17 protein-coding genes and 1 tRNA gene are annotated in these 18,116 nt (G+C 62.4%); 6 read left to right on the forward strand and 12 right to left on the reverse strand.

Translation table 11 applies throughout. The annotated features are described in order from the left end of the window. The first annotated feature begins 12 nt into the window (after positions 1-12). A complete protein-coding gene (locus NKH35_RS12965; protein ID WP_023693135.1) occupies positions 13-720 on the forward strand; it encodes an SDR family NAD(P)-dependent oxidoreductase in 708 nt (235 codons plus the stop codon). A 135-nt stretch (positions 721-855) separates the two neighbouring features. On the opposite strand, the gene NKH35_RS12970 is transcribed toward NKH35_RS12965, so the two are convergent. The 5 genes from NKH35_RS12970 to aroA all read right to left on the reverse strand — a co-directional run bounded on the left by NKH35_RS12970 (position 856) and on the right by aroA (position 6,799). Continuing rightward, positions 856-1,677, reverse strand: a complete 822-nt coding sequence (locus tag NKH35_RS12970) for an MOSC domain-containing protein (RefSeq protein ID WP_352670981.1) — start codon at positions 1,675-1,677, stop codon at positions 856-858. A 248-nt stretch (positions 1,678-1,925) separates the two neighbouring features. Continuing rightward, complete coding sequence (gene rpsA / locus NKH35_RS12975) at positions 1,926-3,623, reverse strand: 30S ribosomal protein S1 (protein WP_023703671.1); 1,698 nt, start codon at positions 3,621-3,623, stop codon at positions 1,926-1,928. A 205-nt stretch (positions 3,624-3,828) separates the two neighbouring features. Next, on the reverse strand, positions 3,829-4,467 hold the full coding sequence (gene cmk, locus NKH35_RS12980; protein WP_352914858.1) for a (d)CMP kinase: 639 nt from the start codon (positions 4,465-4,467) through the stop codon (positions 3,829-3,831). Between the two features lie 15 nt (positions 4,468-4,482). Continuing rightward, the gene (locus tag NKH35_RS12985) at positions 4,483-5,427 is read right to left on the reverse strand and encodes an Abi-alpha family protein (RefSeq protein WP_352914807.1); all 945 of its coding nucleotides are present in this window, start codon (positions 5,425-5,427) and stop codon (positions 4,483-4,485) included. A gap of 10 nt (positions 5,428-5,437) precedes the next feature. Beyond that, positions 5,438-6,799: a 3-phosphoshikimate 1-carboxyvinyltransferase gene (gene aroA / locus NKH35_RS12990; protein WP_352914809.1), complete on the reverse strand. Its 1,362-nt coding sequence runs from the start codon at positions 6,797-6,799 to the stop codon at positions 5,438-5,440. Positions 6,800-7,005: 206 nt separating this feature from the next. On the opposite strand from aroA, the gene NKH35_RS12995 reads away from it, so the two are divergent. The 4 genes from NKH35_RS12995 (at position 7,006) to NKH35_RS13010 (ending at position 9,926) form a co-directional block, all read left to right on the forward strand. Continuing rightward, positions 7,006-7,398 (forward strand): TIGR02300 family protein, encoded by a 393-nt coding sequence (locus NKH35_RS12995; RefSeq protein WP_023683538.1) that lies wholly within the window; start codon positions 7,006-7,008, stop codon positions 7,396-7,398. 173 nt (positions 7,399-7,571) lie between these two features. Continuing rightward, a tRNA-Ala gene (locus tag NKH35_RS13000) sits at positions 7,572-7,647 on the forward strand. Positions 7,648-7,818: 171 nt separating this feature from the next. Further along, a complete protein-coding gene (locus NKH35_RS13005) occupies positions 7,819-8,502 on the forward strand; it encodes an outer membrane protein (RefSeq protein WP_352914812.1) in 684 nt (227 codons plus the stop codon). Positions 8,503-9,536: 1,034 nt separating this feature from the next. Further along, entirely contained in the window at positions 9,537-9,926 is a 390-nt protein-coding gene (locus tag NKH35_RS13010; RefSeq protein WP_023683541.1) for a hypothetical protein, read from the forward strand. 42 nt (positions 9,927-9,968) lie between these two features. Here NKH35_RS13010 and NKH35_RS13015 read toward each other — a convergent pair whose 3' ends face one another. The 5 genes from NKH35_RS13015 to msuE form a co-directional block, all read right to left on the reverse strand. Beyond that, positions 9,969-10,733 carry an ABC transporter ATP-binding protein gene (locus NKH35_RS13015; protein WP_023683542.1) on the reverse strand — a complete coding sequence of 255 codons (765 nt, stop codon included), beginning with the start codon at positions 10,731-10,733 and terminating at the stop codon, positions 9,969-9,971. A gap of 24 nt (positions 10,734-10,757) precedes the next feature. Then, entirely contained in the window at positions 10,758-11,756 is a 999-nt protein-coding gene (locus NKH35_RS13020) for an ABC transporter substrate-binding protein (RefSeq protein WP_023732650.1), read from the reverse strand. Between the two features lie 42 nt (positions 11,757-11,798). Then, positions 11,799-12,647, reverse strand: coding sequence for an ABC transporter permease (locus NKH35_RS13025; RefSeq protein WP_023711343.1), 849 nt, complete (start codon positions 12,645-12,647; stop codon positions 11,799-11,801). A 25-nt stretch (positions 12,648-12,672) separates the two neighbouring features. Then, positions 12,673-14,049, reverse strand: coding sequence for an LLM class flavin-dependent oxidoreductase (locus tag NKH35_RS13030; RefSeq protein WP_352914816.1), 1,377 nt, complete (start codon positions 14,047-14,049; stop codon positions 12,673-12,675). Between the two features lie 66 nt (positions 14,050-14,115). After that, positions 14,116-14,673 (reverse strand): FMN reductase, encoded by a 558-nt coding sequence (gene msuE / locus NKH35_RS13035; protein WP_023683545.1) that lies wholly within the window; start codon positions 14,671-14,673, stop codon positions 14,116-14,118. Between the two features lie 339 nt (positions 14,674-15,012). Between msuE and NKH35_RS13040 the strand changes: the two genes are divergently transcribed. Then, positions 15,013-16,032 carry an LLM class flavin-dependent oxidoreductase gene (locus NKH35_RS13040; protein WP_023683546.1) on the forward strand — a complete coding sequence of 340 codons (1,020 nt, stop codon included), beginning with the start codon at positions 15,013-15,015 and terminating at the stop codon, positions 16,030-16,032. A gap of 81 nt (positions 16,033-16,113) precedes the next feature. Here NKH35_RS13040 and NKH35_RS13045 read toward each other — a convergent pair whose 3' ends face one another. Next, positions 16,114-16,959, reverse strand: coding sequence for a fumarylacetoacetate hydrolase family protein (locus NKH35_RS13045; protein WP_023693126.1), 846 nt, complete (start codon positions 16,957-16,959; stop codon positions 16,114-16,116). A gap of 146 nt (positions 16,960-17,105) precedes the next feature. Continuing rightward, a complete protein-coding gene (locus NKH35_RS13050; protein ID WP_023693125.1) occupies positions 17,106-17,837 on the reverse strand; it encodes an SDR family oxidoreductase in 732 nt (243 codons plus the stop codon). Between the last annotated feature and the right edge of the window lie 279 nt (positions 17,838-18,116).

Consider the following 18,116-nt stretch of genomic DNA (forward strand, 5'->3'; position numbering starts at 1 on the left):
GGAGCGTCCAGGATGACGGAAACAGTTCAGGGCAAGCATATCGTGGTGACCGGTGGCACCGGGGCGCTGGGTGCCGCGGTCGTCGGCAAATTGCTGGCGGACGGCGCGATCTGCCATGTGCCCAATGCCCACGCGTCGGCCCCCACGCATTTCCCCTTCGCGGCCCATGATCGCGTCCGGCTGGCGCATAATGTCGATCTCGCCGATCCTGCCAAGGTCGATGCCTTCTATGACAGCGTTCCCGAATTGTGGGCCTCCATCCATCTGGCCGGCGGCTTTGCCATGGCCCCCGTCGAGAAAATCGAATCCGCATCCTTTGCCGAAATGATGGACACCAACGCCCGCACCGCCTTTCTGTGCTGCCGCGCGGCAGTACGCTCCATGCTGGGCTCGAACACAGCGGGCCGCATCGTCAATGTCACGGCACGCGCCGGGCTCGACCCGCGCAGAGGCGCCGGCATGGTCGCCTATACCGCCAGCAAAGCGGCAGTGGCGGCGATGACCGTGGCGATGGCGGAAGAGCTGAAGCATAAAGGCATACTGGTCAACGCGGTAGCGCCCTCGACGCTCGATACGCCGGCCAACCGCGCCGACATGCCGGATTCCGATTTCGGCAAATGGGTCAGCCTCGAAGCCGCCGCCGAGGCAATCGCCTATCTGGCATCACCGGCCAATCTGGCAATGAGCGGAACGCTGGCGCCACTTTACGGCCGCGCCTGAAGTTCCGCCGCGCAGGCGACTCATTTGGTTTGGCTTCCGATGGCGGCCTTTGCCGACCTCGCCTGATCTACAGCGGAGGTTAGCCATTCAATCATGGCGACCGCCGACGCCTCCACGGCATTAGAAGGCCTGCGACTACGTCAGGTTCGAGACGCCCGCTTCCACGACCTCGACTGCGTCGCCGATGGCGATCGCGCCGGCGTTGTTGGGAATCGCATTCTGGCCGAAGATGATGCCGCCCTTGGCGGAGCGGTGGATTTTGCCAAGCGTCTGCAACGGCTCGCGCGGGTCCGGCTGCTCGCCGCTCAACGGATCTCGGGTCGTGATGACGCACCGCGAGCAAGGCTTTGCGATGCGCAACTCGACAGCGCCGATGCGGATCGTCTTCCAGCTGTCTTCGAGCCATGCGCCGTCTGCGTCGACGACGATGTTTGGCCGGAACCGCGCCATCTCGATGGGCCTGGCAAGATGGCTGTTCAGATGGTTCAGCGAGCCTGTCGTGGCGATCAGCAGCGGAAAACCGTCGGCAAAGCCGACGAAATCGCCGGGCTGGCCGAATTCCGCATCGACCGGCCGGTTTTGCGGATCGTCGAAATAGACGAGATCGACGGGCCGGCCAAGAATAGCCGAGAGATAGGCGCCGGCGGCCGGATCGCCCGGCCGCGCGGCAGCCATATCCTTCCAGATCTTGACTTGCCGGAGCGCGGTGCCGGGAGCCGGAGCCTCGACGAAGTGCGAGCCATGCCTGTCATGTTTCAAAAGGATGCCCGTTTCGCGATGCTCGACGTCGATCGTCGTCATATCAGGTATCTGGCGAATGGTGAGGAACTGCCCATCCTTGTCGACGACCATCCAGCGGCGGTCGCCTTCCATGCCCATTGTCTCGATGTCGGCGCTCGGCACGGCATGGCCGCGCAGGCTCTTGACCGGATAGCGATAGAGTTCGACGACCTTCATCGCGCATGCTTCTCCGTTGCCCGAAGGGCCGGACTTCCGTGTTTACGTCTGCAACGACAGCCGAGCCTACAGCCGCGCATGCGGAATTGAAGGGGTTCCGCCGTCTTTGTCTTGTGCCAACCGCGTCGCCGAGCATGAAAAAACCCGCGAGCCTTGCGGCCCGCGGGTCTTCTTGTTCAAGCCGCGCGTGAGGCGCAGCCGAGGTTTACGCTTGCGCGAAGCGACTTACGCGCTGCGCGCGAAGCGGCTTAGCTGCCCTGCTTCTTCAGCGCGGCGCCAAGGATGTCGCCTAGCGAAGCGCCGGAGTCGGTAGAGCCGTACTGTGCGACGGCTTCCTTCTCTTCGGCGATTTCCAGCGCCTTGATCGAGACCTGCAGCTTGCGGGTCTTCTTGTCGAAGGCGATGACGCGGGCGTCCAGCTTCTGGCCGACCGAGAAGCGCTCGGGGCGCTGCTCGTCACGGTCACGGCTGAGGTCGTTGCGCTTGATGAAGGTTTCGATGCCGCTGTCGACCAGCCGCACTTCCAGGCCGCCATCCTTGATGCCGGTGACTTCGCAGGTGACGACCGCGTTCTTGCGCAGTTCGCCTGAAGTCGCGGCTTCGCCGACCGTATCCTTGGCCAGCTGCTTGATGCCGAGCGAGATGCGCTCCTTGTCGATGTCGACGTCGAGCACCTGCGCCTTGACCATGTCGCCGCGATTGTACTCTTCGATGACCTGCTCACCCGGACGGGTCCAGTCGAGGTCCGAGAGGTGCACCATGCCGTCCACGTCGCCTTCAAGGCCGATGAACAGGCCGAACTCGGTCTTGTTCTTGACCTCGCCCTCGACCTGGCTGCCGACCGGATGGCTCGCGGCAAAAGCCTGCCACGGATTCTCGAGCGTCTGCTTGAGGCCGAGCGAGATGCGGCGCTTGGCCGGATCGACCTCGAGCACGACCACGTCGACTTCCTGCGTCGTCGACAGGATCTTGCCGGGGTGCACGTTCTTCTTGGTCCACGACATTTCCGAAACGTGGATGAGGCCTTCGATGCCCGGCTCCAGCTCGACGAACGCGCCGTAGTCGGTGATGTTGGTGACGGTACCCTTGATCTTCTTGCCGATCGGGAACTTGGTGCCGATCTCGGACCACGGATCGCTCTCGAGCTGCTTCATGCCGAGCGAGATGCGGTGGGTTTCCTGGTTGATGCGGATGATCTGCACCTTGACCGTCTGACCGATGTTGAGGATCTCGGTCGGGTGGTTGACGCGGCGCCATGCCATGTCGGTGACATGCAGCAGGCCATCGATGCCGCCGAGGTCGACGAACGCACCGTAATCGGTGATGTTCTTGACGACGCCTTCGACAACCTGGCCTTCTTCGAGGTTCTGCACGATTTCCGAACGCTGTTCGGCGCGGCTTTCCTCGAGCACGGTGCGGCGCGACACCACGATGTTGCCGCGGCGGCGATCCATCTTGAGGATCTCGAAGGGCTGCGGGTTGTGCATCAGCGGAGAGACATCGCGGATCGGGCGGATATCGACCTGGCTGCGCGGCAGGAAGGCCACGGCGCCGTCGAGGTCGACGGTGAAGCCGCCCTTGACCTGGTTGAAGATGACGCCTTCGACGCGCTCACCCTTGGTGAACTTCTCTTCGAGCTTGACCCAGCTCTCTTCGCGGCGGGCCTTGTCGCGCGACAGGACGGCTTCGCCCAGCGCGTTTTCGATGCGCTCGACCATGACCTCGACCGTGTCGCCGACCTTGAGCGTCGAGTCCTTGCCCTTGACGCCGAATTCCTTCAGCGGCACGCGGCCTTCGACCTTGAGGCCGACATCGATGATGGCCATGTCTTTTTCGATCGCCAGGATCGTGCCCTTGACGACCTGACCTTCGCCGGAGTGGCCGGCGGTAAATGATTCTTCGAGCAGGCTCGCGAAATCGTCGCGAGTGGGATTTGCAGCTGACATATTTTCTCCTGGAGTGCCCCGCATCTGAAGCGGGACGGGCGCCGTGGGTTAGCGTTGCGTTGGCCTGCCGGCGTTCCGGGCTACAAAAGCCCTGGGCCGCCTAAGCGGCAATTCCGGCGCATGAAGAATGCTGGCAGGCTGGTTCGTGCCCGATATGGGTATTTTCTTCGCTTCCGGCAATCGGTGGCAGCGGGAAAACCCTGGATCAGGCTTTATCTCTCTTGGCCAAGGCGTCGTCGATGATCGCTTTGGCCGCCAGAAACGCGGCCTCTATAGCCATTTCGGAGGTATCAAGCAAGTGCGCGTCGGCGGCGGGCTTCAGCGGCGAGTCGGCCCTGCCCATGTCGCGCTCGTCGCGGCGCATGATATCGGCAAGGATTTCGGCGAAATTGGCAGTGCCGCCGATGCTCTCGATTTCCGCCAGCCGGCGCTGCGCCCGCACCTGCGCACTCGCCGTCACATAGAGTTTTATGTCGGCGTCAGGGCACACGACCGTGCCGATGTCGCGCCCGTCGAGCACCGCGCCCGGCGGCGTTTTGGCGAAATCGCGCTGCTTTTCGACCAGGATGCGCCGCACGGTCGGATACACCGCGACCTTCGAGGCCGCTTCGCCAACCGCATGCGCCGACAGCACGGCTCGGTCGAGCTTTGCCAGATCGACTTGACGCGCGGCGGTTTCAGCCGCCGAGACATTGTCGAGCGGCAGCGCGTGCTGAAGCAGCGCATAGGCAACGGCGCGGTAGGTGAGGCCGGTGTCGAGCAAATTGAGGCGGTAATGGTCGGCGAGCCGCCGGGCAAGGGTGCCTTTGCCGGCGCCGGCTGGGCCGTCGATGGCGATTATCATCATTGTTTTTCCGATTTAGGAAACTTCATCTTCCTTCTTTCCGGAATTATTCAGGAATTCCCTAATGTTGTGCGAGCACATTTTTAAGAAGTAATAGCCAAACGAGGAAATACGATATAGATCAACAGAGCATATTAGGCTGCCATCTTTCATTTCGAATGAAATATCTTGCTTCTCAATTAGCGATAAATTTTTAAGTACGGCAATGTCAACTTTGATGCCTTCACTAAAGACATCTTGCATGTACTTTAAATCTCCGAATTCCTTATTCGACACAGCGGCGCTCATGTAAAAAGAGCCGGGTCCTGGCAAAATGCATTGTGCAAAATAAAAGAAAGATTCGTAAGGACCGTCAATAGAAACAAGTCTACGAATGGCACCTGCAAGGACTAGAGTTCTACGGGGATGATGAATAATCGGCCGCTCCGAGGCGATCGAATTTACTCGATCTCTGTATCGCCTGTCCTCCTGGTCGGTTTTGAAATCTTTTTCATCGGTCGCGTTTCCTACCCAGAATATTCTCTCTAACAGTCCAGCTTGATTTGAAGAAAGTTCAGACAGTACATTTACAAGATGGGGAGATATCCCGCTGCCCGTCGCTGCGCTGGCGATGAGCTCCGCCCATCTTTCCATCATTTCGGTATCATCGGGGCTCTCAAGAGAGGCTTTCTCGAGGGCAGGAATCAAAACCTTGTTAGGAATCGGACTAAATTGGCCGCTTTCTATGTCTAGCCGCTTTCGGGCAATCTTGGCTATTTCAACTAGAACGTCCTCCCGTTGAAGCCGAATCTGATCTGCGCGCAAACCACGAGCTTCGGATATCGGTCGGATGATATCCGTCAAGGCATCTAGCAAGCGACCGGAAGACTGGGGTGGGATTTCCGCCTTAATCTCAGCTTTGGCTCCTATACCAACGTCGATATTTATCCCTACCTTCTTATTAGAGTCATTCTCTCCCATTTTGTCGCCCTCAAGCCCCAATCTCCGCGCCCAGCCCCGTCATCAGCCCCATGAACTCCGGAAAGCTGGTCGCGATCATGGCCGCGTCGTCGATGGTCACCGGCTTTTCCGTCGCCAGCCCCATCACCAGGAAGCTCATGGCGATGCGATGGTCGAGATGGGTCTGGACCGTCGTATCCTGGCCGTTGGGATGGCCGCCCAACCCCTTGCCGCCCGGCTTGCCGCGCACCGCCAGACTTGCTTCGCCCTCAGTGCAGTCGACGCCATTAAGCTTCAGCCCATTGGCAACCGCTGCCAGTCGGTCGGATTCCTTCACCCGCAGCTCTTCCAGCCCCTGCATCAACGTCTCGCCCTCGGCGAAGCTCGCGGCAACCGCCAGCACCGGATATTCGTCGATCATCGACGGCGCCCGCTCGGGCGGCACGGTGACGCCCTTGAGCTCGGAGTAGCGCACGCGCAGATCGGCAACATCCTCGCCGCCGGCATTGCGCGGGTTCAAGATGTCGATCTGGCCGCCCATTTCCTGCAACGTTAGAAGCAGGCCGGTGCGGGTGGGGTTCATCAGCACGTTCTCGATGACGATGTCCGAACCCGGCACGATCAGTGCCGCGACCAGCGGGAAGCCGGCCGAGGAGGGGTCGCCGGGCACGGCGATGGTCTGCCCCGTCAATTTGCCCTGGCCCTCGATGAAGATGTGGCGCACGCCGCGCTCGTCGGTCTCGACCGAGAGATTGGCGCCAAATCCCCTAAGCATCTTTTCGGTATGATCGCGCGTCATCACCGGCTCGATCACGGTGGTGATGCCGGGCGTGTTGAGGCCTGCCAGCAGCACGGCCGACTTCACCTGCGCCGAGGCCATCGGCACGCGGTAGGTGATGGGCGCGGCGTGTTTCGGCCCATGCAGCGTGATCGGCATGCGGTCGCCCGGCGTCGCCTTCAGCACCTGCACGCCCATCTGGCGCAAGGGTTCGAGCACGCGGCCCATCGGCCGTCCCGACAGCGATGCGTCGCCGATGAAGGTCGTTTCCATGTCGTAAGTGCCGACGAGGCCCATTGTGAGGCGGGAGCCGGTGCCGGCATTGCCGAAATCGAGCGGGCCTTCCGGCTGCAGCAGCGCGCCATTGCCGGTGCCGCGGATCACCCACTCGGCGCCGCGCTTCTCGATATGCGCGCCCATCGCCTTCATGGCGGCAGCCGTGCGCATCACATCCTCGCCTTCGAGCAGGCCGGTGACGCGGGTTTCGCCGGACGCGAGCCCGCCGAACATCATGGAACGGTGCGAAATCGACTTGTCGCCCGGCACCCGCGCGGTGCCGGAAAGGGCAGATGATTTGCGGGCGGTGGCCGGCTTGGCAGCGGCGGCGTGAGACATGGAATTTCCCTGGACGGAATGCCGGCGCACCGGCGCTTTTCATTTGTTGCGGCGGTCTCGTATCACGGCGGGGGGAAATGGTCATCCCCATGGTCGCCGCTTGGCGCGAGGCCTTTCAGTGCTTGGTTTTGTGACGCCGGCTTTTCGCTTTGACAGCGCGGTAAACTGTGGTTAAGGGGACCACTCTTTTACTGACGAGGCTTGACGTGGCAAAAAACGAACTTGGCACAAAGCGTGTCGACCCTGAAACGGGCCGAAAATTCTACGACCTGAACAAGGACCCTATCGTCTCGCCCTATACGGGCAAGACGTATCCTCGTTCCTATTTCGAGGACGGCAAGATCGCCGCCCTCGAAGAGGAAGAGGAAGTGGCCGAGAAGGAAGTGGACGCCGAGGAAGAAGAAGGCGTTGAAGTCGTCTCGCTTGAAGAGGCCGACGAAGACGTCAAGGCCGGCGACGAGCTTCCCGACCTGGGCGACGACGAGGACGATGTCGATCTAGGCGACGATGAGGACGATACTTTCCTTGCGGACGAAGAGGAAGAAGACGACGATGTCGCCGACATGATCGGCGTCGGCGACGACGACGACGAAGTCTAAGAACGCTTCGAACGCATGCATTTAGCGGCGTTCACGGGCTATGACGAAAAAGCGGCCCTCGAAGGCTTGATCTTCAGGGAAGGCGGGGTTAGAAGCCGCCTGCACTAAACGGCGCGGTCCTGAAACCCGCGCCGGACCTCTCGCCGGCAACGGCGACGGCTGACTGCCGGAGTGGGGCCATAGCTCAGTTGGGAGAGCGCTTGAATGGCATTCAAGAGGTCGTCGGTTCGATCCCGATTGGCTCCACCAAACAGTCTGCAATGTTTCCATGCATTTAGCATCGCGGCTGGCTTAACGCTGTTACTGTGATTAGTTCCGGGGCACCGCAGTGTTTCACGTCGACGGATTCCACTGCGGGCACACTTTGCCGACAGGTGTGGCTTCCTAGCTACATACAAAGTTGCAGGCATATTCTACTAGTTGCCTGACATTCTGCTGGGGATTCCGATGAAAGCCTTTCTTTTCGCTTCACTTATCGCGCTTTCGGTGACCGCGCCGGCAATCGCCGCCGACACCATTACTGCTCCTGTGGACACCCCTGAATGGACCTGGCAAGGACCTTACGCTGGTATCTTCGGCGCGGGAACGCTGGAGCACTACAAGATCCATGAGCCGAACATTGGCGCCGGAGCTACCCACAGCCCCGGCTCGGCAACAATCGGCGGCTTTGCGGGCTATAACTTCCAGTCGGGCAAGATTGTCTACGGCGTCGAAGGCGAGCTTGGGTATCGCTTCAAGAAGAACACCTTCAACGACATTCCTGGCCCAGGCGTCCTCGACGCTTCCACCGGGTTGTTTGGCTCTGTAAAGGGTCGAGTCGGAATGGACATGGGAGCGTACATGCCGTTCGTCACGGCGGGGGTAACCGCCGCAAAGTTGAAGACGTTCTATCCAGGTGGTGACGCGGAGCGCGATGCCACCTTGGTAGGCGGCATCGTTGGAGCAGGTTTAGACGTCGCACTCACCCACAACGTGTTTTTGCGCGGAGAGTATGATTTCTCCTTCTTTGGCAAGAAATCGCTAGAATATTGCGGTGGCGGGTGCACACTCGAACACACGGTTCAGACGCACGACTTCCGCGTCGGCGTCGCGATGAAATTCTAGCTGTTAGCAGCACGAGCCTTGCTGAACTGGTCGCGTGTGCGACTTGCCGCAAAGGTCGACCTTAGCGGAATGGCGATCAGCGGTCTCGAGAACGGATTCAGGAAATCGCGTCCTCACGATATCGCGGCAGTCCGCAAAGCGTTTAAAGAGGCCGGAATCGTCTTCACCGTCGAAGGCACTCCCTCGCTAGCCCGCTCAGAAGGTGATAGCGGCCTCGCCACCGACAACAGACAGTGGCGCCGGCGGCAGAGCAAATAATAAGGGCGAAAAGCACGGGCGACCGATGAAGAACGTCCGGGTGCGACTGAACATCCTCGCTCCAAGGATGTTCTTGGGCCGCACGAAAAAGCCCGCCAGCTTGAGCTGGGGGCAATCGGTCTGGAGTAGCTGGAATGAGCCAGCATAGACGAACGAGCGGCGGGTTGGATGGTCCCTTTACCTGCCTGGCTTACCAGCCACCGCTCTCCAAGGCTCCCATAGACCTACGCCTGCTAAGTCGTCACGTCGAGCGCGTGAGTGGCCGTCACCTTGCCAACCTTGGCAATTGTCACGCAGATCGCCCGGACCAGGCTCGGTAGCGCAAGATAACACGAAATGCCGCCGGTGGCGCGAACGCGAAGGCCAAACCCGATCCGCTCGCTGTCGAATACAGAAGTCCGTGCCGTTCGGCTTCGTAGCGCCCACCACGCGCTTTGTGATTTTGACTGATTTGGCGCCTTCGGACATACTGTGGCACCGCTTGGAGGGTCGGGGCACCGCCAGGGCACCATAAAATAGACAACCCGGCGACACTCACGGAAGCACCGTAGCTGATTTGCGTTGAAACTAATAACTTCCCGGACACTGGCTGCAACGCACGGAAACAGAACGAAAGAAAGGCCCTATGAATGGCATTCAAGAGGTCGTCGGTTCGATCCCGATTGGCTCCACCAAACAGTCTCTTTCCGACGCTCGGTTTCGCGGCATTCATGCTTGTCGCCTGCCAGTCGGCGCCTGAACCATCATCGCCGCCGCCAGCGCCCGCACCTCAGCCCATGGCGCCTGCCGCGATCTCTGCTCCGGATGGTGCGGCGGTCCTCGATCCATCCGTGCGGGTTATGCCGCCCGGCGAAGGCGTCCCGGCCAAATATGTCGCGTTTTCCGGCATATGGGGCGGACAGCTGGACGGGATGTATGACGGCAAGCTCGCCGTGCTGACGATTACGCGCGGCGGCAATGTCACCGCCACCTATGCCTGGGGCGATGTCGCCGACAACAAACCGGGCGTGGCCGATGGCGAAGGCAAGATTTTCGGCAACACGTTGAAACTGCGGCGCCTTCCCAATGGCGCGGACGTCAGCGCGGTCATTCAGGCGGACGGAACGCTGGCCGTCACCTATGGGCTTGCCGACCGAACCTATACGGGCACGTTCACCAAGCAGTAATCGCGAGAGCGAGTGTCAGCCTACGGTTCGCGCCTGCCCCGATCAGTGCAGGCCGAATTCGCGCAGCAGTTCTTCGCGATAGCGCACGAAGCGGCTCTCGCTGCGCTCGCGCGGGCGTGGCAGGTCGATGTCGATCAACCGCGCCGCGCCGCCTTTCTCCTTGGGCAGGATCAGCACGCGGTCAGCCAGATAGATCGCCTCCTCCAGATCGTGGGTGACCATCACCATGGTGACGTTCTCTTCGCTCCAGATGCGCGCCAGTTCCTCCTGCATGCCGATCTTGGTCATGGCGTCCAGCGCCCCGAGCGGCTCGTCGAGCAGAAGGATTTCGGGCTGCACGGTGAGCGCCCGGGCGATGCCGACGCGCTGCGCCATGCCGCCGGAAAGCTGGCTCGGAAAAGCATCCGCGAATTCGGCAAGGCCGACCAGGGCGACGTAGAAGCGGGCGCGTTCCTCGGCTTGTCTCTTGGGAACACCGCGCACTTCGAGGCCGAACGCGACATTGCCGAGCACGCTCAGCCACGGCAGCAGCCGCGGCTCCTGGAAGATCACGGCACGCTCGGCGCCGACGCCATGCACCGGCTGGCCGTCGATCGCGACACCGCCGCTGTCGGCCGCCTCCAGCCCGGCCAGAATACGCAGCAGCGTGGTCTTGCCGGAGCCGCTGGCGCCGACAATGACCAGGCATTCCCCCGAACGAATGTCGAGGTTGAGCGTCCGCAGCACGGCAAGCTGGCGCCCGCCGAGGCTGAAGGATTTGGACAGGTCGCGGATCGAGACCTCCCCGCCGCGGTTGGAACCGGTCATCTCATCTCTCAGCTATTTCAGAGCTCAGTTGATCTTGGTTTCGCCGGGCCGGTACAGAATGTCGGCGGCTTTCAGCTTGCCCTTGGCCAGACGGCCGTCGCGCTCCAGCACGGCGACCCAGAAGTCGATGTCGCGGTCGGTCGCCTGCGCACCTTCGCGCAGACCAAAGCCGGTCCAGTAGCGGGCGAGATCGCCGTTTTCACCGCGCTTGTCGAGGATAGTGGCCAGCACCTTGCGGGCTTCGTCCGGGTTCTGGCGCGACCAGTCCGAGGCGCGCGCCGACTGTTCGACGAAGTTGCGCGCCGCATCCGGGTTGGCGGCAATGAAGTCGCGCCTGAGTACGACGAAGCCGCCGGCGAGTTCGCCGAGCACCTGCGTGTCGTCGAACACGCCGCGCACGCCGCCATTGGCGACCAGCGCGCCGGCAAAGGTCGCCTGCCAGTAGCCGAGGCCGGCAATGTCGACCTGGCGCGAGCGCAGCGTCTGCTCAAGCTGCGGGCCGGGCACGACAATGAGGTTGGCGGCGGTCGGCGGCAGGCCGACGCTGTGCAGGGCCTCACGCACCGTATAGTCGAGATGAGCGCCGAGCGTGTTGACCGAGATGGTCTTGCCGGCAATGTCGGCGATCGATTTGATCGGGCTGTCTTCCAGCACGTAGAAGACGCTCTTCACATCCTTGTTGATGCCGTTGCTCGGATACGCCGCGACGAAGTCGTTGCCGCCCGAGATCGAGTTGATCACCGCCGCGGTGGCGGCCGAGCCGATGTCGACGCTGCCGGAAGACAGCGCAAACAGCGATTCCGGTCCACCCGAGGAATAGCCGACATTCTCCAGCTCGACGCCGAGCCCTTTGAAGTAGCCGAGCTCGTCGGCCAGCTCATGCGGGGAGATGCTGCCACGGCTGGCGAGGTAGCGGAACTTGACGGCTGCGGCTTGCGCAAAGGCCATGCGCGGCAGGCCGGCGGCGATGAGGCCGGCGGCAAGCGGCGCGCCGGCAAGCAGCGAACGGCGGGTGATTTTCATGATCGGGTCCTTCCTGGAGGTAAACGGTGAGGGGCGGACTGCTCAGTTGACAGGATTGCTCCAGCGACAGAGCCGCCGCTGCAGGGTGACCAATGCCTGGTTGGCGATCAGGCCAAGCCCGGCGAGGATGACGATTGCCGCAAACATCAGCGGGATCTGGAAATTGTACTGCGCGTTCATCACCTGGAAGCCGATGCCCTTGTTGGCACCGATCATCTCGGACGCGATCAGCAGCAGCAGCGCGGTGGTGGCGCTCAGCCGCAAGCCGACGAAGATCGACGGCACGGCGCCCGGCAGTACGACGCGGCGAAACACGGTGAGCCGGCTCGCACCATAGACGCGCGCCATTTCAAGCAGCTTGGGATCGACTTCCTTGACGCCGCTGGTGGTATTGAGCAGCAGCGGAAACAGCGTCGCCCAGAAGATGACGAAGATCTTCGAGGTCTCGCCAAGTCCCAAGAGCAGGATGAACACCGGATAGAGCGCCAGCGCCGACGTCTGCCGGAACACCTGCAGGATCGGATCGAGCGCGGTTTCGACCGGGCGCACCTGGCCCATGAACAGGCCAAGCGGAATGGCAACGGCGACAGCCGCCGCAAAGGCGATGCCGGCGCGTTGCAGGCTGATGGCGATGTCGCCGAGCAGGCTGCCGCCGGCAAGCCCCTTCCAGAGTGCGACGACGATCATGTCGATCGGCGGCAGCACCGCCGCGTTGACCCAGCCGACGCTGCTCGCCACCTGCCAGAGCGCCAGGAAGCCGGCAAGCACGCCGTAGCGCTTCAGGAAGCGAACAGCCGCCTTGCTACCGAGGTTCAGGAAGTCGGTGCCGAGCCCGGTTTCGCCACCACTGCGGCGAACCGTGATCTGCCGATCGATGTGCTGCAGCGTCATTGCTTCACCCCTTCGATTGCCAAGGTCATTCGGCGGCAAGGACGGTCGAGCGGGCGACGGTCCATGGATTTTCCGGGCGCCTGAGGCCGAGATTCTCGCGCAGCGTGCGGCCTTCGTAAGCCGTGCGGAACAGGCCGCGCCGTTGCAGTTCGGGAATGACCAGGTCGACGAAATCGTCGAGCCCGCCGGGCAGCCAGGGCGGCAGGATGTTGAAGCCGTCGGCCGCGTCGCTGGTGAACCATTCCTCCAGCTGATCGGCGACCTGCCTGACGCTGCCGACGATGGTGTAGTGGCCGCGCGCCGTCGCTACCCATTGGTAAAGCTGGCGGATGCTGAAATTGTGCTCGTCGGCAATCTGCCGGATCAGCGCCTGGCGGCTTTTCATGCCTTCGGTTTCCTTGCTCGGCGGCAACGGGCCGTCGAGCGGATAGCCCCTGATGTCGAGCGTCTGGCCGGCCAGCCCGTTGAGCAGGGCGACACCGTCCTCGGGCAGGATAAGGTCGTTAAGCTGTTGGTATTTGGCACGGGCCTCGTCCTCGGTGCGGCCGACGAAGGGCGCGACGCCCGGCATGATCAGCACCTGGTCGGGATCGCGGCCGACTTCAGCCACGCGCGCCTTGATGTCGCGGTAGAATTCCTGCGCCGTCTCGAGCTTCTGATGGGCCGTGAAGATGACCTCGGCCGAGTGCGCGGCAAGCCCACGGCCGTCTTCCGACTGCCCCGCTTGTACGACAACCGGATGTCCTTGCACCGGGCGCGGCACGTTGAGCGGACCCTTGACGCTGAAATGCTCGCCCTTGTGGTCGATGTCGTGCAATCTGTCCTTGTCGTAGAAACGGCCCGACTGCTTGTCGCGGATGAAGGCGTCATCCTCCCAGCTGTCCCACAGCGCCTTGACCGTCTCGACATGCTCATGCGCCCTGGCATAGCGCTCGGCATGGCTGGGCTGGACGTCGCGGTTGAAATTGCGTGCCGTTTCGTCGCCGGCCGAGGTCACCACGTTCCAGCCGGCGCGGCCGTTCGACAACAGGTCGAGCGAAGCAAATTTGCGCGCCAGCGTGTAAGGCTCCTCATAAGTGGTGGACGCCGTTGCGATGAAGCCGAGATGCGTCGTCAGCGGCGCCAGCGCCGCAAACAGCGTCACCGGCTCGAAGCCGGCGATCTTGGCGTTGCCGCCCTCGCGGGCGCCGAGGCCGACGGTCAGGTTGTCGGCCAGGAAATAGGCGTCGAACAGGCCGCGCTCGGCGGTCAGCGCCAGCTGCTTGTGGAACTCGAAATTGGTGGCGCCGTCGGCCGGCGCATCGGGATGACGCCAGGCGGCGATATGCTGCCCGCCGCCGGGCAGGAAGGCGCCGAGCTTGATCTGCCGCGGCCTGCTATCGGACTTGCTGGCTCGAGTCATTGCAGGTTCGTCCTTCTGGTCTATGCGGGCTGGTCTTGCGGGAAGAAATGTTGTGTTCCTGATCTCTCAGGCGGCAAGGACGACGCTGTAGGGCACGCCGGCCACCCGGCATGCCTCGGCGACCGCCTGCCGGGCTCGCGCCTTGACTGCCTCTGACACCAGCACGCCATCTGCAAAGTCCTTGTCCGAGGCGTAGATCGCGGTCGGCAGGGTCTGCGCCTCGAAGAAGCCGAACAGCGGCCGCAACTGGTGTTCGACGACAAGCGAATGACGCTCGCCGCCGCCTGTCGCCGCCAGGATGATCGGCTTGCCGCGCAGCGACGACGGGTCGAGCAGGTCGAAGAAGTGCTTGAACAGCCCGGTGTAGCTGCCCTTGAAGGTCGGGGAGCCGACCACCAGCACGTCGGCGCCGAGCAGCTGCTCGATAATACCGCGCGCCGCCGGATCGAGATCGCCAAGCTGTCTTGCAGGCGCAAAGGACGGGCCGAGATCCTCGATGTCGAAAACGCTCAAAGCCGAGCCGGCCCGGCTCGCCACCTCACCGGCGATGTGGCTGACGAATGCCTTCGTCTTGGACGGACGGGTCAGGTTGCCGGACAACCCCACCACCAGCTTTTTTGACATCCGAGGCTCCTTCTCGCAACGCACTATCCGCATTAAGCCTACCGATTTTATAGAATTAAATGAGCGAGAAGATTTCAAAACCGGGCTCTGAAGCGAATGGAGTTTGCGGTACATCGCCTTTGGTTGGTTCATTTGGCCCCAAAAGCGCCGCGGCAGATGCTGACGCGGTCGCGCAGGGCATCGCCGGGGACCATGGCCTTGGTCCTTTGCGCACCGATGGGTATCGTCGCGAAACCGTCAAGGGCCGGCGGCATTGACACTGCGTTGTGTGAGTGTCGATTGAACCCGATCGCGTGGGCGACGAAGTAGGCAACTGGAATCAAAGAACAGGATGCGCGCATGAAGAAGATCGGCTTTCTTTCGTTCGGCCATTGGTCGCCCTCGTCGCAATCGCAGACGCGCTCGGCGTCCGACGCGCTGCTGCAGTCGATCGACCTGGCCGTCGCCGCCGAGGAGCTGGGCGCGGACGGCGCCTATTTCCGCGTCCATCATTTTGCCCGCCAGCTCGCTTCGCCGTTTCCGCTTCTGGCCGCGGTCGGCGCCCGCACCAGCCGCATCGAGATCGGCACCGCCGTCATCGACATGCGCTATGAGAATCCGCTGTATATGGCCGAGGATGCGGGTGCTGCCGACCTGATCGCCGGTGGCCGGCTGCAGCTTGGCATCAGCCGCGGTTCGCCGGAGCAGGTGATCGACGGCTGGCGCTACTTCGGCTACGTGCCGCAGGACGGCAAAAGCGATGCCGACATGGCGCGCAACCATGCCGAGGTGTTTCTGGACGTGCTGCGCGGCGAAGGTTTCGCGCAACCCAATCCGCGGCCGATGTTCCCCAATCCTCCGGGAATGCTGCGGCTCGAGCCGTTCTCGGCCGGCCTGCGCGATCGGATCTGGTGGGGCGCCGCTACCAACGCCACCGCCGAATGGGCGGGCAAGCTCGGCATGAACCTGCAAAGTTCGACGCTGAAGTTCGATGAGGGCGGCCAGCCGCTCCACATCCAGCAGGCCGAACAGATCCGCGCTTATCGTGCGGCGTGGAAGGAAGCCGGCCATACACGCGAGCCGCGCGTGTCGGTCAGCCGCAGCATCTTTGCGCTGGTGAACGACCGCGACCGCGCTTATTTCGGCGGCGGCAGCAGCGAAGATCATTTCGGCTATATCGAGCCTGAGAAGCTTGCCGTCTTCGGCCGCTCCTATGCCGCCGAGCCCGATGTGCTGGTCAAGCAGCTGAAAGAGGATGAAGCGATCGCCGAGGCCGACACGCTGCTTCTGACCGTCCCCAACCAGCTCGGCGTCGAGTACAACGCCCACGTCATCGAGGCCATCCTGAAGCACGTCGCGCCAGCTCTCGGCTGGCGCTGACAAGAGGCGCCAGCCGCCGGGCAAACAAAGAGATAGACCGTTTCGCCGGCAAACGGTGAAACGCTCTAAGGGAAGAGGCGGCTAGGCATCCGCCTTGAAGGTCTGCTTCTGCTGGCCGAGCCCCTCGATGCCCAGTTCCACCACATCGCCAGCCTTCAAGAACACCGGCGGCTTCATGCCCAGCCCAACGCCGGGTGGCGTGCCGGTGGAGATGATGTCGCCGGGGTGGAGCGACATGAACTGGCTGAGATAGGAAACGAGATAGGCGACGCCGTAGACCATGGTCCTGGTCGAGCCGTTCTGCATCGTCTTGCCGTTGACCGTCAGCCACATTTTGAGGTTCTGCGGATCGGCAACCTCGTCCTTGGTGACAAGCCACGGCCCGGTCGGACCAAACGTGTCGCAGCTCTTGCCCTTGGTCCACTGGCCCTGGCGCTCGGCCTGGAAGGCGCGCTCGGACACGTCATGGGCAACGGCATAGCCGGCGACATAATCCAGCGCATCGGCCTCGCTGACATATTTGGCTTTTCTGCCGATGACCACGGCGAGTTCAACCTCCCAGTCGGTCTTTTCCGAGCCGCGCGGGATCAGCACATCATCGTCGGGGCCGACAATGGCCGAGCTCGCCTTCATGAAGATGATCGGCTCCGGCGGCACGGTGGCGCCGGTTTCGGCGGCATGGTCGGAATAATTCAGGCCGATGCAGATGAACTTGCCCGTGCCGGCGACGCAGGCGCCGAGGCGCGGCTTGCCGGAAACCGCCGGCAGCGAGTTCGGATCGAGCTTCGACAATGTCTCGAGCGACGCCGGATCGAGCGCCTTGCCAGCAATGTCGGTGACATGACCCGAAAGATCGCGGATCGTTCCATCCGCATCGAGCAGGCCGGGGCGTTCGCTCCCTATCTCGCCATAGCGCAGCAGTTTCATCTTGCTCTCCAAATTGCGGCCCAAGGCCGTTTTCAAAACTCGCTCCGCCAAGCGATGACTGGGCGGACTCTGGCTATCGGACCCGACCTAGGGCAAGCCGGACTTTAGAACTGTTCGAGCCTGGACCTGCGGATCGAGGCTATTGCTCAGATCGACCAGCCGCCGTCGATATTATAGGCCTGGCCTGAGGTGTACGTGGCGCCGGCGAGGTAGACGGCAAGGTCGGCGATTTCCTCGGGCGTGCCGAGACGGCCCATCGGCTGGCGGGCAATGAAGGCTGCGCGGGCCGCCTCGTAATCGCCCTGCGCATGCATGCGGTCCTGCAGCGACGGGCTCTCGACAGTGCCGGGGCAGATGGCGTTGCAGCGAATGCCCTTGGCGACATAGTCCGCGGCAACCGCCTTGGTGAGACCGATCACGGCCGCCTTGGAGACGCCATAGGCGAAGCGGTTGGGCACGCCCTTGCCGGCGCCGGCGACGGACGACATGTTGATGATCGAGCCGTCGCCGCGCTCCAGCATGCCGGGCAGCACGGCCCGAATGGTGCGGATCATGGCGCGGACATTGAGATTGAAGGCGAAGTCGAGATCGGCATCCTTCATCTCGAGGATCGAGCCGGAATGAACGAAGCCGGCGCAGTTGAACAGCACGTCGACGCGGCCGATTTCGGCGAAGCCCGACGTGACGGCATCATCGTTGAGGACGTCGAGCTTGCGGGTCTTGATGCCGGAGGTCTTGGCGAGTTCGGCCAGCAGCGCCTCGTTGATGTCGGTGGCGTGCACGACGGCGCCTGCCTTGGCGAAGGCCAATGCGCTCGCCCTGCCGATGCCTTGCGCCGCCGCCGTGACGACAACGACCTTGCCTGCCAGATCCGCCATGCGTTTCTCCTCGCCTCTTTGGCCACTTCTCGGCCCGATTTAATGCGGGCTGACCGGGGCGTCCTGTGCCAGACAGGCGCGACTATGCGGCCTGCACAATCCATCAGTCCATAAACAACAAATGTTTTTTCTGGTTAAAGAACACATGTCCGGGCGTCAAGCCCGAACGCGATCACCTTCGCGACGGCTGATGTAATGCACATCGCTTGCTCTGATGCAACAACATGTATGACAACCGGGCAACGAGTCGCGCTGCCATGGTTCACTCAAGCACAGCGC

The sequence above is a fragment of the Mesorhizobium sp. M1143 genome, assembly GCF_040318435.1.
In the GTDB taxonomy this organism is placed as follows: Bacteria; Pseudomonadota; Alphaproteobacteria; order Rhizobiales; family Rhizobiaceae; genus Mesorhizobium.

Coding starts and splice junctions, on each gene's coding strand:
- NKH35_RS13015 (WP_023683542.1), bottom strand. CDS start 10,733: ATGACCGGTTCCAACCGCGGCGGGGAGGTCTCGATCCGCGACCTGTCC.
- msuE (WP_023683545.1), bottom strand. CDS start 14,673: ATGTCAAAAAAGCTGGTGGTGGGGTTGTCCGGCAACCTGACCCGTCCG.
- NKH35_RS12965 (WP_023693135.1), top strand. CDS start 13: ATGACGGAAACAGTTCAGGGCAAGCATATCGTGGTGACCGGTGGCACC.
- NKH35_RS13045 (WP_023693126.1), bottom strand. CDS start 16,959: ATGAAACTGCTGCGCTATGGCGAGATAGGGAGCGAACGCCCCGGCCTG.
- NKH35_RS13025 (WP_023711343.1), bottom strand. CDS start 12,647: ATGACGCTGCAGCACATCGATCGGCAGATCACGGTTCGCCGCAGTGGT.
- NKH35_RS13030 (WP_352914816.1), bottom strand. CDS start 14,049: ATGACTCGAGCCAGCAAGTCCGATAGCAGGCCGCGGCAGATCAAGCTC.
- aroA (WP_352914809.1), bottom strand. CDS start 6,799: ATGTCTCACGCCGCCGCTGCCAAGCCGGCCACCGCCCGCAAATCATCT.
- NKH35_RS13010 (WP_023683541.1), top strand. CDS start 9,537: ATGGCGCCTGCCGCGATCTCTGCTCCGGATGGTGCGGCGGTCCTCGAT.
- cmk (WP_352914858.1), bottom strand. CDS start 4,467: ATGATAATCGCCATCGACGGCCCAGCCGGCGCCGGCAAAGGCACCCTT.
- NKH35_RS12970 (WP_352670981.1), bottom strand. CDS start 1,677: ATGAAGGTCGTCGAACTCTATCGCTATCCGGTCAAGAGCCTGCGCGGC.
- NKH35_RS13020 (WP_023732650.1), bottom strand. CDS start 11,756: ATGAAAATCACCCGCCGTTCGCTGCTTGCCGGCGCGCCGCTTGCCGCC.
- NKH35_RS13040 (WP_023683546.1), top strand. CDS start 15,013: ATGAAGAAGATCGGCTTTCTTTCGTTCGGCCATTGGTCGCCCTCGTCG.
- NKH35_RS12985 (WP_352914807.1), bottom strand. CDS start 5,427: ATGGGAGAGAATGACTCTAATAAGAAGGTAGGGATAAATATCGACGTT.
- NKH35_RS13050 (WP_023693125.1), bottom strand. CDS start 17,837: ATGGCGGATCTGGCAGGCAAGGTCGTTGTCGTCACGGCGGCGGCGCAA.
- rpsA (WP_023703671.1), bottom strand. CDS start 3,623: ATGTCAGCTGCAAATCCCACTCGCGACGATTTCGCGAGCCTGCTCGAA.